General features: G+C 55.7%; 15 protein-coding genes and 5 pseudogenes. 11 read left to right on the top strand and 9 right to left on the bottom strand.

The window, feature by feature from the left end:
- The first annotated feature begins 854 nt into the window (after window positions 1–854).
- Genes queC through queE form a run of 3 tightly spaced genes read left to right on the top strand, consistent with a single transcriptional unit; the run spans window position 855 to window position 2646 of the window.
- On the top strand, window positions 855–1565 hold the full coding sequence (queC, locus tag GGD46_RS21575) for a 7-cyano-7-deazaguanine synthase QueC (protein ID WP_184707691.1): 711 nt from the start codon (window positions 855–857) through the stop codon (window positions 1563–1565).
- Window positions 1565–1921, top strand: coding sequence for a 6-carboxytetrahydropterin synthase QueD (gene queD, locus GGD46_RS21570; RefSeq protein WP_184707689.1), 357 nt, complete (start codon window positions 1565–1567; stop codon window positions 1919–1921). Before queC ends, queD begins: the two co-directional genes overlap by 1 nt.
- Window positions 1918–2646: a 7-carboxy-7-deazaguanine synthase QueE gene (queE, locus tag GGD46_RS21565; RefSeq protein WP_184707687.1), complete on the top strand. Its 729-nt coding sequence runs from the start codon at window positions 1918–1920 to the stop codon at window positions 2644–2646. Before queD ends, queE begins: the two co-directional genes overlap by 4 nt.
- A 667-nt stretch (window positions 2647–3313) precedes the next feature.
- Here queE and GGD46_RS21560 read toward each other — a convergent pair.
- Window positions 3314–4177, bottom strand: coding sequence for a LytTR family DNA-binding domain-containing protein (locus tag GGD46_RS21560; protein ID WP_184707685.1), 864 nt, complete (start codon window positions 4175–4177; stop codon window positions 3314–3316).
- A gap of 187 nt (window positions 4178–4364) precedes the next feature.
- On the opposite strand from GGD46_RS21560, the gene GGD46_RS21555 reads away from it, so the two are divergent.
- Window positions 4365–5003: a DUF2306 domain-containing protein gene (locus GGD46_RS21555; RefSeq protein ID WP_184707683.1), complete on the top strand. Its 639-nt coding sequence runs from the start codon at window positions 4365–4367 to the stop codon at window positions 5001–5003.
- A gap of 101 nt (window positions 5004–5104) precedes the next feature.
- Here the strand turns inward: GGD46_RS21555 and GGD46_RS21550 are convergent.
- Window positions 5105–5781, bottom strand: a pseudogene (locus GGD46_RS21550) (IS6 family transposase).
- Between the two features lie 77 nt (window positions 5782–5858).
- Between GGD46_RS21550 and GGD46_RS33910 the strand changes: the two are divergent.
- Both GGD46_RS33910 and GGD46_RS34425 read left to right on the top strand, forming a co-directional pair.
- Window positions 5859–5966 (top strand): annotated as a pseudogene (locus GGD46_RS33910) (IS6 family transposase); the annotation flags it as partial.
- A 38-nt stretch (window positions 5967–6004) separates the two neighbouring features.
- A pseudogene (locus GGD46_RS34425) lies at window positions 6005–6355 on the top strand (amino acid ABC transporter permease); the annotation flags it as partial.
- Window positions 6356–6431: 76 nt separating this feature from the next.
- Here GGD46_RS34425 and GGD46_RS21545 read toward each other — a convergent pair.
- From GGD46_RS21545 to GGD46_RS21535, 3 genes and pseudogenes are all read right to left on the bottom strand, one after another.
- Complete coding sequence (locus GGD46_RS21545; protein WP_184707681.1) at window positions 6432–7619, bottom strand: sensor domain-containing diguanylate cyclase; 1188 nt, start codon at window positions 7617–7619, stop codon at window positions 6432–6434.
- 168 nt (window positions 7620–7787) lie between these two features.
- A complete protein-coding gene (locus GGD46_RS21540; RefSeq protein ID WP_184707716.1) occupies window positions 7788–8021 on the bottom strand; it encodes a hypothetical protein in 234 nt (77 codons plus the stop codon).
- Window position 8022: 1 nt separating this feature from the next.
- A pseudogene (locus tag GGD46_RS21535) lies at window positions 8023–8208 on the bottom strand (helix-turn-helix domain-containing protein); the annotation flags it as partial.
- A gap of 442 nt (window positions 8209–8650) precedes the next feature.
- Between GGD46_RS21535 and GGD46_RS21530 the strand changes: the two are divergent.
- Together GGD46_RS21530 and GGD46_RS21525 are read left to right on the top strand one after the other, a co-directional pair.
- On the top strand, window positions 8651–8866 hold the full coding sequence (locus GGD46_RS21530; RefSeq protein ID WP_184707679.1) for a hypothetical protein: 216 nt from the start codon (window positions 8651–8653) through the stop codon (window positions 8864–8866).
- Between the two features lie 78 nt (window positions 8867–8944).
- Entirely contained in the window at window positions 8945–9139 is a 195-nt protein-coding gene (locus tag GGD46_RS21525; protein ID WP_184707677.1) for a hypothetical protein, read from the top strand.
- 271 nt (window positions 9140–9410) lie between these two features.
- Here GGD46_RS21525 and GGD46_RS21520 read toward each other — a convergent pair whose 3' ends face one another.
- The gene (locus GGD46_RS21520; protein WP_184707675.1) at window positions 9411–9533 is read right to left on the bottom strand and encodes a helix-turn-helix domain-containing protein; all 123 of its coding nucleotides are present in this window, start codon (window positions 9531–9533) and stop codon (window positions 9411–9413) included.
- Between the two features lie 108 nt (window positions 9534–9641).
- On the opposite strand from GGD46_RS21520, the gene GGD46_RS21515 reads away from it, so the two are divergent.
- Complete coding sequence (locus GGD46_RS21515) at window positions 9642–10616, top strand: LysR family transcriptional regulator (RefSeq protein WP_184707673.1); 975 nt, start codon at window positions 9642–9644, stop codon at window positions 10614–10616.
- Between the two features lie 162 nt (window positions 10617–10778).
- On the opposite strand, the gene GGD46_RS21510 is transcribed toward GGD46_RS21515, so the two are convergent.
- The 3 genes from GGD46_RS21510 to GGD46_RS21500 form a co-directional block, all read right to left on the bottom strand.
- Window positions 10779–12191, bottom strand: coding sequence for an alginate export family protein (locus GGD46_RS21510; RefSeq protein ID WP_184707671.1), 1413 nt, complete (start codon window positions 12189–12191; stop codon window positions 10779–10781).
- Window positions 12192–12477: 286 nt separating this feature from the next.
- Complete coding sequence (locus GGD46_RS21505; protein WP_184707669.1) at window positions 12478–12774, bottom strand: putative quinol monooxygenase; 297 nt, start codon at window positions 12772–12774, stop codon at window positions 12478–12480.
- Between the two features lie 76 nt (window positions 12775–12850).
- A complete protein-coding gene (locus tag GGD46_RS21500; protein ID WP_184707667.1) occupies window positions 12851–13489 on the bottom strand; it encodes a hydrolase in 639 nt (212 codons plus the stop codon).
- 428 nt (window positions 13490–13917) lie between these two features.
- Here GGD46_RS21500 and GGD46_RS33905 point away from each other — a divergent pair.
- Together GGD46_RS33905 and GGD46_RS21490 are read left to right on the top strand one after the other, a co-directional pair.
- Window positions 13918–14121 (top strand): annotated as a pseudogene (locus GGD46_RS33905) (DDE-type integrase/transposase/recombinase); the annotation flags it as partial.
- 435 nt (window positions 14122–14556) lie between these two features.
- Window positions 14557–14817 (top strand): hypothetical protein, encoded by a 261-nt coding sequence (locus GGD46_RS21490; RefSeq protein WP_184707663.1) that lies wholly within the window; start codon window positions 14557–14559, stop codon window positions 14815–14817.
- Window positions 14818–14930 lie beyond the last annotated feature (113 nt).

Raw genomic sequence — 14930 nt, 5'->3', positions numbered from 1 at the left:
ATGATGAATGCATCCTCTCCCGGCCGAAATGGCCGTCGACCAATGCGGCGCTGTCAGCATAACTTCGCAAGGAGAAATGGTCATAGCATCTGGCTTTGGCGTACCGTCGATCAGATGGGCTTCGTCCTCGACGTCCTTGTGCAACGTTGCCGCAACACAAAGGCTGCAAATCAGCGCGGCACCTTCAGCATTTCGTCTCCATTCACGATCCGATCGCCAACCTCTGTCATATCCCGCGCAACGACATTCCATCTGCCAATGATCGCCAACTGTCAGAAGTCGCAATGGGAATGTGGTGCAAGATCGTCCACCTGCACGCTGCCTGAGACAAAGTAAAGCCGCAACCTCTCGTCTTCGCGCGGCCAACTTTACAGCGTGTCCATGATCAGTTCGCAATGAATATCTTTGCGCGTCAAAATTGGACCAAGCGCCGGCGAGCTGGAACCATTTCGCGAATCTGGACCGCCTCGATGATCCAAGACCGGTGCACCTTATCAGTCCAATAAAGCCATGGACCAAGGATGGATTGTTCATTTGTGTCGAGATCTCATCCAACGTTGCGTTTCATCGCGCCCCCGCCTGGATGCCGATATCGCAAGTTCGTCAACAGCGTCTTCGCGACAGAACTGATCGGCCTCAAATCCAGATTGGCGTTAGAGCGGTGTGAAACTGAACATCGATGTCCTACAGCGTGGTCGAGAACCTCAATGTCGCTCACATCTGCTGGCGTGCAGTCGCGACGTAGAACGGGCGCCTTGTTTCTTCCGGATTCTGCTGCTAGGGGATCTGTCGTGGCTTGAAGAGCCATGAAATCCGGTCGCAGCCCACCCGGTCAAAACAAGGGATCCTGAATTATGAAGACTATCGTCGTCTGCTCCGGCGGATTGGACTCCGTTTCGCTCGCCCATAAAGTTGCGGCCGAACACCAGCTTATCGGCCTCGTCTCCTTCGACTATGGCCAGCGGCATCGCAAGGAAGTGGAATTCGCCAGCGCCTGCGCCGAGCGGCTCGGCGTACCGCATCAGGTCATCGACATAACGGCCATTGGCAAGCATCTGACCGGATCGGCGCTCACCGACGATGTTGATGTGCCTGACGGACATTATGCCGAGGAGACCATGAAGGCGACGGTGGTGCCGAACCGCAACGCGATCATGCTGGCAATCGCCTTCGGCCTGGCGGCTGCACAGAAGGCGGATGCAGTCGCGGTTGCCGTTCATGGCGGCGATCATTTCATCTATCCCGATTGTCGGCCCGGCTTCATCGATGCTTTTCAGCAGATGCAAAACCATGCGTTCGACGGCTATGCCAGTGTTTCGCTCTATGCACCCTATGTGACGGTCTCGAAGGCAGATATCGTCACCGATGGTGCTCGGCACGCAACACCCTTTTCCGAAACCTGGTCCTGCTACAAAGGCGGTGAGCGTCATTGCGGTCGTTGCGGCACCTGCGTCGAGCGGCGCGAGGCCTTCCACCTTGCCGGCATTGAAGATCCCACCGACTACGAGGATCCCGACTTTTGGGTGGCAGCAACCTCGGGCTTCTCTGCCGAGGAGGTGAAGTGATGTTCAGCATCACCAAGGAGTTCCATTTCTCCGCTTCGCATCAGCTTTCGCATCTGCCTGACGATCATCAATGCGCGCGCCTGCATGGGCATAACTACATCGTCGTGGTGGAGCTTTCGGCCGCGGAGCTCGATGAAAACGGCTTTGTCCGTGACTATCATGAGCTTCAGCCGTTGAAGCGCTACATCGACGATGAGTTCGATCATCGCCATCTCAATGATGTCCTCGGTCATGATCGCGTTACGTCGGAGTGCCTCGCCAGGCATTTCTACGATTGGTGCAAGGTCCGCTTGCCGGAGACTTCGGCCGTACGCGTCAGCGAGACGCCAAAGACATGGGCGGAATATCGGCCATGAGTAAAGCACGCATTCGCGTGAGCGAGATCTTTGGGCCGACCATCCAGGGCGAGGGGATATTGATCGGTCTCCCGACGATTTTCGTACGTACCGGCGGCTGTGACTATCGGTGCTCCTGGTGCGATACGCTGCATGCGGTCGACAGCGACTACCGCGACCAGTGGCAGCCGATGTCTGTCGGTAAAATTTGGTACGAGGTGACGCAGCTCTCCGGAGGCAAGCCGCTGACGATTTCGCTCTCCGGCGGCAATCCCGCGATCCAGCCGCTCGGCCCGTTGATCGCGCATGGTCATCGGGAAGGCTATCGTTTTGCGCTGGAAACGCAGGGGAGCGTGCCCAAGGAATGGTTTGCACAGCTCGATGTACTGGTGTTGAGCCCGAAGCCGCCTTCGAGTGGGATGACGACGGATTGGGCTGTTTTCGACGACTGTCTGCGCATGGCAGGTGGCAAACCGCAGATCGCATTGAAGATCGTCGTATTCGACGAGATCGACTATGCCTATGCGCGGGAAACTTCATTGCGCTATCCCCAATTGCCTCTCTATTTGCAACCTGGCAATCACACGCCGCCGCCGCCTGACAAAGACGACGCCCCTGTAGATGTTGACGGCGTTGTTGAACGAATGCGTTGGCTGGTTGACAAGGTCTGCGATGATCGATGGTTTGAGCCGAGGGTGCTACCGCAATTGCATGTCATCATCTGGGGCAACAAGCGCGGCGTCTGAGCCATCGCCGGCAAATCGCGTATCCTCAATTGGCATTGTTGTGCAGTCATTCCCATTCTTGAACTGCGCCGATTAGGGATCTGGTCTCAGCCAACGACCTGCCGAGCAACAGGTGACCGCGTCTCAAGCTTGATCGTCAGACATAGGCGGTATCTGGGCATCGCTTGTCAAAGCGCGCCGCTACGATTGAGTGAAATCGCATGGACGTCCGCGGTTGCGGTTGTAAATAGCTTTCGCGTTGATTTGTGTCGAGGTTTCACCCGACTTCGCGTTTTGTCGAGACGCTGCCTGGACTTCGACACCGCAAATTCGTCGGTGGCGTCTTCGCGACTGGACGGATCAGCCTCAAATGCAAATCTGGGTCAACGCGTTATGAAACGGAAGACCTCTGCGACGTCTAGGAAGTATCGACAGTTGATCCATAGGACGATTGCGGCTGCGATGACGACAGCGAGGCAGTTTCTTGCGGTTTTCTCGAAATGGATACGATCTCTGGTGGATATGCTCGAATTCCGAAAAGCAGCCTTCGACCAAGGGCCGCTATCATTGGAGATGCTCATCGGGTGAATGCTACTGCGTACGGGAGGGATCGTTGGAAATGGCGTCGTGGCCCGATCGTCTACCGTGGCATCAGGCAGCTTGACAGTATCGCAGTACTCACAATCTGCTACCGCGAGACAGGTTGCTGCAGATGTTTTAGTCGTTTCAGTACCTCCCTGTAACGGCGTGAGAGGGGTGCTTCATAGCCACCTGGGAGATCCACATGCATGTCACCCGAGCCGGCGTTGCGAAGCCCGACTATGCGAGCCCCGTTGACCAGCCAAGACCGGTGCGTTCGTTCGAACCCGGACGGGGTCAATCGCTCCGTATAAGACGATAGAGTTCCACGGAGAAGCAGCCGCCGTCCGTCTTCCAACAACACTTCGACGTAATTGCCGGCGGCACGTAGAGCCAGTACCGCTCTTAGGGGAACCCGTACGGTCTGGCCCCTTACCCGGATGTCGAAAGTTGCTTCACGCTCGAACTCCGGAGCTTTGTCGCGTTTTGGGGTTTGCGCACGCGAGTGGCAGACGGTTAGTAAAGCCGTGATGAGCAGATAAGTTAGGACATCCTTGCGATATTCGTAAAAGCAATCACCTGGCTCAAAATGATAGTGGGCGCCCACTATGCCAAAGATGGTTATTCTCATGACTACCATGGTGACGACATGCTGCGCTGAAAAGCAGAGACTGGCGAACGCGTGGATGAAAACCATGAATAGCCATGGCATCTGACCGGGCCTTGCGTGTCTGAGAGCAAGCACAACAATCCAAAGTGCTCCTAAAATCGAGACACCGCTTGTTGCCTCGGTTACACTTGGGATCCATAATTCTGCATCCGGGCCATGACGGAGTGAGTTGTGGGCGAGAGTGAATATGTTCGAAAGATCGACCGCAGCTACGCCAGCCGCGATTGTCGTGAAAGAGGCCACATCCAGGCCAAATCGACCGACTTTCGTCACGTTGAAATCGCCACTCGTCCCAACACTCATTTTTTCATCCCTCTTGCCTCGCCAACCGTACCTCAATTCTTGTCCATGAAAATGGCTCGATCATAGTCCGGTTTAGCCGACCAGAAAACGCCAATGGTAAGGGAAGCATTTAACGAGCAAAAGCTACAGGGGCACGAACCATATGAGAGAGAATTGCATCTCCGCAATCGCACGGGGCATCGTCGCCATGCTTGCGGTAGCCGTGGCCGCATATTCGTCGCGATATTATGGCGTGCTGGAAAACGCATGGTTCGGTATCGATCCGAAAATAAAGGCGGTCATATTGCAGGCGCCACTGCCCGCGCTGTTGCACATGCTGATTGCTCCTGTTGCGCTGGCCTTAGGTCCGTTCCAGTTCTATCCGGGATTGAGGATGCGTCATCCAAAACTGCATCGCTGGTCGGGCCGAGTTTATGTCGTGACGTGCATTGCAGGTGGAGTTGGCGCGTTAGCTACAGCACCATTTGCGTCGGGTGGGGTGATAGCTGGCCTCGGATTCGGACTTCTTGCCGTATTGTGGATCGGCACGACCGCCGCCGCCTGGATCTCGGCCGTTCGACGAAGTTTTGCACGGCACCGGCTGCTCATGCGGTTCAGCTATGCAATGACCTTTGGCGCCGTCGTCCTTCGTCTCCAGATCCCGATCGGCTTCGCGTTGGGCTACGAGAGCTATTCGAGCATGTCGCCCGTGCTTGCATTTACGTCCTGGATACCCAATGTCGTGATCGTCGCCCTGTATTCGACATGGCAAACTTGGCGCTGTTCTCAGTCAGGTAAACTCAATGCAAGTTCCGCGTCGTCGAGGCCAAATGTCGTCAATCGATGAGGATCACGTCTGGTTGCGGCGGAACGGAATTTGTTCCGCCAGACAGACGGCGACGCCACCTTGTTTCATCGAAGTCAGAGGCAGCGGTTTTGTTCGCGAACTTACGCCGCTGCGCCGGTTACGGCTTTCCACTCCGCCATCGCGCGGATGCGATGAATGTGGGTGGCTAGGGCTGAGCGCTTCTGATGTGGCGGCACGAAAAGATTTCTGACCGCTGAAAAGATCGAGATGAACCATTGCAGACGGCCGACAGATCGGAAGCCCATGCATCATCTGCTCTCGTTTTCGAAGTGGCACATGAGATTTCTCTGCGCGATTATTCAGGCCCTTGTGCGATCGATGTTCGACGCCGGGCATCCCATCTCGTGTTGCCGTCCCCTATGAGCGCAACTTACCGGTGACGATGGGTTTCGGCGTCAGATCCCGCTTTCTCAGCAGCCTGAGTGGCAATCGCTTGGCAGCCTTGGTATCGCGGCGGGCCTGGACGATCTCGTCGAGACCATAGCCGTCCTGGTCAACCGCGCGCCAAAGCCAGTGCATTCTGCCGCCGATGGAAATCACACCTTCGTCCGGATGCCAGATATCCTTTCGCGACGGCTTCTTTCTGCGCAACCGTTTCACACAAGCTGCCCCGAATTTGCGGCCCCGTCGCTGGATCGTTTCGGAAGACACCATGATGTGCCCGCTGCAGAAGCATTTCCTCGACCAGTCGCAGACTTGCCGGAAATACAGTTATACCGCATGGGCATGATCTGCGACGGAAAGCGGCGGTTCTTATAACTGATCGTCGGTTCGCTCATTCCCGCCCAGTTTGCCACAAGCCGTTAAGCCACAAACAATGTGACAGCGCTCCGATTTGTCCTCGACGTCCTGGTGCAGAGCCGCCGCGATGCCAAAGCGGCAAAACGCCTAATGGGGAAATTGTTGAAAGGCCAAGGCGAGGCGCCGCGTGTTGTCCTCACCATAACGGCCTGCGGAAATAAGCACGAGAAGAGAATCAAATGATCGGTCGACTGATATTGATGTATCCGGACGAGATGCGACGGACGGGAGTGTTCTTCCTGCTCGGGCTCATCATGGTTGCGCTCTATGGGCTCGGCATCAGCCCAGCCTGGATCGGCCAAATGCTGCCGGCAACGGCGGCGGACTGGCTTGTTGCCAATCCCGTGCTCGTACGGCTCCTGGGCGCGGTGATGATCGTGCTCATCTCTGCCGCGAACTGGAACGCGTTACGGCAGTTGCCGCGTTGCTGCCAGGTGATTGGCGTTTGGATCGAGCTCTTCGTACTCCTGATGCTGTTCTTTTATTCCTTCAACCTGTCCTTCGCCTTCGTCGCCAAGAAGGCGGGTTTCTACACTCATGGAAAAATCCGTGGCGGACCTGAATGGCGAATGCAAAGAGGGCAAATAATGACCGTCGACGCACGCATTACGGCGTGGCGCCTGATCGGATCTCTTCACCCAATGCCGACCACTGACCGTCAAAATCTGAAAAGCTGCGAACGCAATCGCGCCCTTCTGTCTTGGCCCGGTACAGCGCCCGGTCGGCATGATCCAGCAGAACCCCTAACTCTTCGGCTCCACTAGCGGCGGCAATACCAAAACTTGCCGTAGGACACAGGCCGCCTTGAACGATGCCGGGCGCAGAAACCTTGAAAGCCTGTCTGAGGTCTTCAGCAACCTGGTGTGCCAAGCCGAGATCGGACGACGGCAGCAGAATGGCGAACTCTTCGCCGCCGAGCCGAGCGAGGATGGCGCCCGGAGGAGACTTATGTGAGAGTAGTTCTGCAAAACACTGGATGACCCTATCGCCTGTCGCGTGCCCGAAGCGATCGTTGATCGACTTGAAGAGGTCGAGATCACTCACGATCAAGGCCGATGAGCCTCGATTCGACCGCGCGTGCAGGATCGCGTTTGCGTGGCGCTCGAAGCCGCGTCGGTTCAGCAATCCAGACAGATAGTCGCGTTCAGCTTCAGATCGGATTTTTTCTGTAACGTCGACCGCGATGATCGCAAAAATACTGACCGCCAATGTCGAGCATATCAGCGTGTCGGATATCGAGATGGCAAGCCAATAAGCGCTTTCGAAATCCTCACCGACAAGGGAAGGCATTGCAAACAGAGGCCGACAACCGAAGGTAATCGCAGACGCCGCGACCAGCCAGAACAGCAACGATTCAACAGATGTGCGCTTCGGTCTTTCCGGTATTTCGTCGAGGATAGTTAGACAAATAGCGGCGAGGCCGAGTCCTATTATCGCAGCCCGTGCTACCAGGCTGTCATGCACGACCGTGTAAAATCCAAGGCCAGACAAGGTCGCGAGCACGATGATCACGAGAACAGTATAGTGAGGTCGTTTCTTATATTTCTGCGAAATCCCTACCGAAAGCAGCACCATCGTCAACAGGATCAGCGCGTTACTCACCAAGCGAAGCGGCAAGGTCTGCTGGTTCAGAGCAATAAATGCGATAATGAAGCAAACCGTGCGGATCGCATAGGACGAGGCAAAAATCGCGATGTAAGGCAACCTGCGATGCTGCCACCATAGCGCCAGCAGGCTTATACTAAAAATCGCCGACATTGCTGGGTTAAGTACCCCTAGTACAATGTAACTCATCGCCTCCTAACGCAACAGCCTCCACCGATCTGACCATTACAGAAATTACAGCACAGATCGGGTTTCAGGTAAGTAAAATGACATGGTAAACGCGAGGCGAAACAATACAGCATAAATATTGGGAAATTGAATATTCATGGCAACCAAACGAATATTTCCCGATCTTGTTCAAACAGGATCACGTTCCGCTCCTGCTGGCTCGGAGGCATAGGCGGGCGACTCAGCGTCGTGCGAAGTCTCCGTGAGGAAGCTGTCTCCCGTCGCCAGCTGGCGGCCGAGATTCTGCAAAAAGCTCTCAAACCTTTCCGTGCTTTTGGTGCTCGCGGCGGCCTGAGCGGAATCCGGCAGCGGCGTGATCGTCATCCAGAATCGAATGAACAGTGCGATGGTTTCGCCGAGCACGGCAACAGTAGCCGCTAAGATCTGGTATCTGCTTGTCGACGAACATATTGCGTCTAACTTCACGAAAGATCGTCGCATGATGTCGTCCGAGCTTCTCGGCGATGACCGAGACACCGAGGCCTGCCGTCCTCCAGCGAGCAATCTTACGGCGTTCATCCAATCCAATCTGGAAGTAGGTGCGTCTCATCGCGTCTTCCTTGCGAGTGATAACTCATTGGCATCGTTCACAAGTCGCACGTCATCCTTGAACCCACTGTGACGGCCAACGCAGGAAGGTTTAAGCGTATCGATACATTGCAGGTTGAAAACTGGTTGGCTTGATTTTTCCGCATAGACGAGGTCGGCTGTACTAGAATCGCAATTTTAGTACAGCCGATTGGGGACATACGCGTTGCCGTCTCGCTCGGGTGAACAAGTGATCTCGGTGCCCCAAAGAGCTTCCTCCTTGCACTGACAAAACCGGTGCCGATGACATCAGCTGAGGATCGAAGATGCCCCATCAAGCGCCACGACTGCGACCGCAACAAATTTCGTCATTGTAGAACTGCCGCAAATGGTCGGATCTGCAAGTTCGCTTGACTTTGCGCCGTCCTCTGACACCCTGAAGTATCTTCAGGAATTGGATGATCATGACCCCAGAGCGCTTTTCCGAATGCCTTCTGCATATCCGCTGGACGCCGATCAATCTGGCAAGCGCCCTGCAATGCGACCTGTCATGGGTGGAGGCGCTGGAGGCAGGCAATGTCGAAGTGCCGGCAGGATTGGCGACATGGCTGGAAACCCTCGCGCAATGCCACGAGGCAGCCGGCGTGCCGACCACCTATCGCGGCCGCGGGCACGAGTGATCCTTGTGAAGTCGAATCCGGAAGGCGAACGTAAATCCGGGAGCTGCGGATAGCTGACCCGAAGGGGAGGGATTTGAGATGAATGATGATTTTCGCCTAAAGCTCATCAAGATTAGAGACGAAAAGATCGCGCATCGCGACGAACTGCTTGAGATGAAGATGCGAGCCGCGAGTGCGAAGCAGGTCAGCGGTGATATCGATATTGACGGAATGATCGCCCACGAACAACTCGCGATCGATAACCTCGACGATGCGATTGCGCGCCTCAACTGAGGGCGATTGTTCGCTACCATTCGGCGAAATCTGGCCATCGAGTTTCTCAAGCCGCCGGCTAATGATGCGAAAAGTTGGAGATGTGATGACGAGATTCGCTTTGGCGGTCGGTGTGGTGATTGCTTTCGTTTCTCCGACAGCCACTCATGCCGCAGAGAAGGCGAAACACCCTTCGTCGTACCGAATTTGTTACGTAAGCCGCAGCGGCCAGCGGTGAAGACACAGAAGGCGCGCCGGAAACCTCGCAAAAGAACGGGACACACGAAAAGAGTTAGACCTGGTTCACTTCGCGGCGAAAGGCGCGGGCGATCTCCACCTGACGGATCCCCTTCTCATGCATACGCGCGATGACGCGACGTTCGTCCATACTCAACTGCACAATAGAGCGGGCCATTTCATCCTCCTCAAACCATGGCCATTATTCTCTTCGTTGCATTTGAAAATGGAATCTGCCCAGATGAGTTCCGTCCTAAACAAGGGGCCGATTGCAGAAAGAGTGACCATGAAGTGGCGTTTTGAGGACATACTCACTTTCGTGCGCGTGATGGAGTCCGGCAGTATCACCGCCGCGGCGGAGCGAATGAATTCGTCCAAGTCCGTGCTAAGCAGGCGCATTTCCAATCTGGAGTCCGCGCTCGGCGTCGAGCTTTTTCAACGGTCGACTCGGCACGTCAAGCCGACCGACAATGGTGATGCCTTCTATGAAAGGATGATCCCGCTCATCCACGAGATCAACCAAACCGTCGAGAGACTTTCGACTACGGGCGAGAAGAGCCTTCGAGGTCAGCTGCGCATCACCGCGCCGATGTCGTTCGGCGCGATGTATTTAGGTCCAGTCATTGCTGAATTCGCGCAGCGGCACTCCGGCCTCGAACTCGCTATCGACTACGAAGATAGGCTCGTTGATCTCGTCCAGGGTGGTTACGATATCGGAATTCGCATCGGCCACCTGCGTGATTCCAGTTTGCGAGCGCGCAAGCTATGCGATTGTCCGCGCGTCGTCGTATGCAGCCCCTCCTATGTTGAAGCCCACGGAGAACCCCAGTCGGTGGCGGAACTCGCAAATCACCAAGGCATCGACTATGCCTACGTTCACGCCAATCGCCTATGGCAGTTCGAGCCGGAAGGGAAGGGTGGTTCCCCGGTGAACGTCTCCATGCGCAGCCGCATTGTCATAAACAACGGCGGAGCCATGAGGGAGATGGCGATTGCGGGTCTTGGGATCGCGTCCTTGCCTATTTTTCTCGCGGCCGATGGATTGCGAGAAGGATCGCTCGTTCAAATCCTCCGGAATTACAGGCTGACGCCGTATACGATTTCCGCGGTTTATCCTCCCACCCATCACGTGTCGACGAAAGTGCGGACCTTCATCAACTTCCTCGTTCAGTTCTTCACTGCGCCCTTGCCATGGGAGGACGACGAAGCGGGGCAGCTGGCGCTTCGCCGGCTGCGTAGCATAAGGCGACCTGATGGCTGAAATGCCGGGAATTCAGTTACCGAAAACGGCAAAGCAGCGTCGGACGACGCAAACCCAGCGTAATTGCGGTGGCAAGCAAAGTGATGGCCCCTAGGATAAGAAAGGCGCCGGCATAGCTCAAGATGAACGTTTGTCGCTGCACAATGCGGTATCCGGATCGAGCTACCAGGCGAGTTTCAGCTCCCCACCAAAATAGTCGCTATCGTGACCGCCTGCATGTCGAATTGTGTTACCCACACCGAAATGCACATATTCCGCGGCAGCGGACAGGTTGGCATTTATCGCGTAATCCAATCGCAGCTGGGTATAGTATCCGGTCCAGTTGCTTCCCTGGCCGGCGGTCCCGGCTAGTGCATGGATGGGCGCAGCGTAAATGGCATCACCCATCGTTTCCCGCCACTGCAATCCAATCGCGGCCATGACGGTAGCGGACTCCGTCGGTTTAAAGGTAACCGACGGTTTTACATGGATAAGGTTTGCGTAAGTGGTATAGCCTGCAAGGTTAAAATAGGAGCCATTGGCGAACAGGCTATTGAAGGTTCCGACTGTGTCATCGCCCGAATGGCGGTCACCTGAAGCCCCGTCAAGTTGAAGGCCTAAGCGCGGTTCCCACGCTACATCCTCAAACGTGTAACCAAATCGAGAGCCGACGGCCCATGCAACGACGCCCTTCGACCCAACGGTTCCGAACTGGAACATCCCTTCGATGTCCCAGTCCCACGGCCCGGAGCGACCGAAATATCGGGCATCGATCCCGCTGCGGTTCTCATCACCAGACGCATCGAGGTAGGCAGCGCTTTCTTTATGGTAGAATCCGTAATAGCCCGAAATGCCGCCGTTAGGGACGTCGTGCTCAAAACGGAGGGCGCTGAAACTGATATTGCCGCTGGACGCATCGTCGAACGGCCCTTCGTCAAAATACTGCACGACCTGACTGACGAAGCCCTTGAAGCGCCAGGGTGTCGCGTCCCACTCTGCCCAAACGGCATCAAATGCCTGACGAACGTTCGGACCATCCCGTGACGAGACGAACCGCTGAAGGTCGAAACCGATCTCCTGGCGACCTACGCGGGCAAGAAGCGTGCCTGAATCGAATTCGTGCTTGTATCCGAGGAACGCTTGGCGGAGGTCAAGTTGGTTTTCGTCTGCGGGCGTCGGGGTTTCTTTTCCGAAAGCGCGCACGTCCTCAAACTGGGTGAAAATCTGCCAGGTGTCTAGGAGATGGACGTCGACATGGAATTGCAGACGCTGCAAGAGGTAAGAGTCCCCGCCCACGGCCCCGATGCCGAAGCCAGGCGCGTCGTTGCTTTCAAAGCGCTCGCGTAGATTCATGCCAAACGATATGTAGCTGTCCGTATCACCAACAAAAAGCGGAATGTACTTGAACTGGTCTAGCGGCTCGGTTCGAAGCTTCGGATCCGCAAGCACGGACCAATCTTCTTCCCATCGGTTCGATTTGATGGCCGGGCGCTTCCTTTGTTCGGCGGAATCACCAGCGGCATGTGCGCCAAATGCTTGGGCGTACAGCGCCAGCGCACTCAGACAGATGACGATGCAGGGCCCATTGGAGGTCATGAATTCTCCTCGTTGCATTTGGCCCTGAACGGGTGTGGGCGCCCGGATGCTGAGAGTCTCTCCCCGTGCCGGGTTGCGTCCGCTTTAGGCAAGTATGCCGCATCCAAAAACTGTAGATAAAGTCCACGGCGACGACTGTCGAGCCTTTCCTGCCAAGCTTGAGAAGCAGATCCTAACTCCGCCCTCAAAGGGGCCATTGGCCATAGTTGGGCGTGGCCCTCCTTCGCTACCGGCAGCTTTAAGAGTCGGTTCGAGCACTGAACCACACTTTTGCAGCTTTGGACTGCTATTCGACGCGATCCAAGAAGAACGCAAACTCCGTAGCCTCTACGTTCTTCACCCCGTTCTCGTGGAAATGGCGAATATGCGCCGATTCATTGTGATGCCTGTCCCGATGCTCCTGGGAAGCCCAGTGCTCAACAAAGACAAAGCGCCCTGGGTCGTTCCTGTCGACGTACAGGTTGTAGTTTAGGCTCCCGTCTTCCTTGCGGGACTCATCGGTGACCACTTTGAGATCACGCCGCAACTCATCTTCCTTGCCCGCCTTCGCGCGCAGGACGACGACAATGTTCAGTTCGCTCATTGTAGGAACTTCCTTGTTGTGACAGCTAAATAATAGAGGCCCGAGGAAGTTGGTCTTCCTCGGGCCTCTATTGCTATTAAGCTCGATCGTATCCGAACTGGATGCCTGCGGTGCCGCCGGTTTCAATGAACAGGTCTATGAACTGCGGCACAGTTTCCTGGCGCTTCCAATCCCTCTGCAACTCACAGAAGAGTTGGGCAACGCTGATCATCTTGCCCCCGGCTTGCTCGATACGGCGAAGGGCCGCCTCGTGTGCAGCGACAGAAGTACCACCGACGGCATCGGCGACGACATAGACTTCATAACCTTCCGCCAGTGCATCAATAGCCGGGAAAGTCAGGCAAGCTTCTGTCCAAAGAGCCGTCATGATGAGCTTCTTGCGTCCGGTCTGCTCGATGGCTTGGCGAAACTCGACATCTTCCCAGGAGTTGATGGACGTGCGGTCGTAAGTCGGCACACCTTCAAGTGCCTTCCGAATCTGTGGGATCGGCGGTTTGTTCAGGCCTGTCTTAACATTGACCGTCGAATGCACGATCGGCAACCCATAGACCTTGGCCGCCTTCGACGCTCCGACGATATTGTTAATGAGAAGCTGGCGATCCATCGACGCGATCGAATTCACTTGGACAGGCTGGTAATCGATGATCACAAAGGCTGAGTTCTTTGGACTAAGGAGCCGATCCTTAACAGGATCACGGATAGGTTCGCTGGTCATGGCGTAATCTCCTCTTTGTTTAGTCATTGGTTCAATCGCGCGCATTTAACGCTTGATTTTGAAACGTCGATCAAAGCGAGTAAGCCAAAAGGCCGACAGGTTGAGCGCACATTTGGCGGACGCTGCGTTTGACGGCGACGCCTATCTTAATCTAGCACCGCAGCAGCAGAAAGGGAGATTTGAAGGAGCGAACGCGGCGTTCCGTTCCTTGCAACGATGCTGAGCTTGATTGGCGTTTGCGAATATGCGCTAGTTCAGTCTGATGCCCAATTGTATCCCGTGGATGGTGATGTCCGGTTAACTGCGGCTGGAAGATCTACGGCTATTTCACCGTGATGTGCCAGAGGCCAGTCAGCTACAAACGCCTTCGCTTTCCGCCGTCGGTGATCGCCCACGCAGTCTGGCTGTGTTTCCGATGTCCATTCTGTCTGATGAAGAAACCGGGGTGCCGCCCCAAGTGCATCGTTACCGACAAGCTTGGTTCTGACGGCGCAGCACGACGTCAGATCATGCCGGCGGCCGAGCACCGATCACATAAAGGGCTGAACAATGGCGCCGAAAACTCGCATCTGCCGCTGCGAAAACGGGAGCGGGCGATGCAGCGGTTCCGCTCACCGGCTGCCCTGGATCGCCTCGGCGCGACAGCACATTGGAAGGCCCTGGCCGGAATAGCCGCCTGATCACTCCGAGCCTGCCGAAATGCATACTCGCTCCGATTAAGCTGACATCACCAGGTGCGGGGACTAGCCGCCGACTGATGCGGAGGTAGCCGACGCAGCAGCCATATTGTAGGGCGTTGCTTACGATTACAGACGATCTGCTGGCGTCGGCTCGAACTGGATAATACGACTTTTTGTCAAATAGGACTTTAGTCTGACGCGCTGAAAACCGTAACAGGGCGGGCGGAATTCTCAAATAAAAACAATGAAGGACCGAGTTGGCTTTGGATCGCATCTCATCCTTATGGGGTAAGACGAGATCATTCTATTAGCTAATATGAAAACACGCGGAAAAGCGTAGGCTTTTTCCCGTGTTGGGATGGAGCAATCGTCATCTGGGGGACTCTGATGGCCATGTTGCGGCTGCACCATGCGCAAGCCAGTTCGATCCTGTTCGAAGCCAACGCGACTCCCGAGATGCTTCGTCACGAGACACCGGTGAACCTGTCGCTCAATGCCGCGCGAGCGGGCAACAATTGGCCCGCTTCCGACCTGGGCATGTGGCCGCCCCAATCTATTCCGCCTTGTCGCGGCATGGGCGCATATTTCACTCCTCTCAGGAAACCTGATGCCCTTTGCCGTCCGGCCGTGTCGAACGGATTCAGCTAGGCCAGGGCAACAGCGTCCGCATCGGCGGCACGAGCGTGGCCGCCAAGATTGTCGTGAACATTCAGAGCAACAGTCAGGTGACAAAGGAATTCAACGCGCAGGGCATCCCACTC

It is taken from the genome of Martinezella lusitana (genome assembly GCF_014207095.1).
GTDB lineage: Bacteria > Pseudomonadota > Alphaproteobacteria > Rhizobiales > Rhizobiaceae > Rhizobium > Rhizobium lusitanum_B.
Note: the sequence above shows the minus strand (reverse complement) of the source record. Positions and strands in the feature narration are given on the sequence as shown.

Coding starts and splice junctions, on each gene's coding strand:
- queC (WP_184707691.1), top strand. CDS start 855: ATGAAGACTATCGTCGTCTGCTCCGGCGGATTGGACTCCGTTTCGCTC.
- queD (WP_184707689.1), top strand. CDS start 1,565: ATGTTCAGCATCACCAAGGAGTTCCATTTCTCCGCTTCGCATCAGCTT.
- queE (WP_184707687.1), top strand. CDS start 1,918: ATGAGTAAAGCACGCATTCGCGTGAGCGAGATCTTTGGGCCGACCATC.
- GGD46_RS21560 (WP_184707685.1), bottom strand. CDS start 4,177: ATGAGTGTTGGGACGAGTGGCGATTTCAACGTGACGAAAGTCGGTCGA.
- GGD46_RS21555 (WP_184707683.1), top strand. CDS start 4,365: ATGCTTGCGGTAGCCGTGGCCGCATATTCGTCGCGATATTATGGCGTG.
- GGD46_RS21545 (WP_184707681.1), bottom strand. CDS start 7,619: ATGAGTTACATTGTACTAGGGGTACTTAACCCAGCAATGTCGGCGATT.
- GGD46_RS21530 (WP_184707679.1), top strand. CDS start 8,651: ATGACCCCAGAGCGCTTTTCCGAATGCCTTCTGCATATCCGCTGGACG.
- GGD46_RS21525 (WP_184707677.1), top strand. CDS start 8,945: ATGAATGATGATTTTCGCCTAAAGCTCATCAAGATTAGAGACGAAAAG.
- GGD46_RS21520 (WP_184707675.1), bottom strand. CDS start 9,533: ATGGCCCGCTCTATTGTGCAGTTGAGTATGGACGAACGTCGCGTCATC.
- GGD46_RS21515 (WP_184707673.1), top strand. CDS start 9,642: ATGAAGTGGCGTTTTGAGGACATACTCACTTTCGTGCGCGTGATGGAG.
- GGD46_RS21510 (WP_184707671.1), bottom strand. CDS start 12,191: ATGACCTCCAATGGGCCCTGCATCGTCATCTGTCTGAGTGCGCTGGCG.
- GGD46_RS21505 (WP_184707669.1), bottom strand. CDS start 12,774: ATGAGCGAACTGAACATTGTCGTCGTCCTGCGCGCGAAGGCGGGCAAG.
- GGD46_RS21500 (WP_184707667.1), bottom strand. CDS start 13,489: ATGACCAGCGAACCTATCCGTGATCCTGTTAAGGATCGGCTCCTTAGT.
- GGD46_RS21490 (WP_184707663.1), top strand. CDS start 14,557: ATGGCCATGTTGCGGCTGCACCATGCGCAAGCCAGTTCGATCCTGTTC.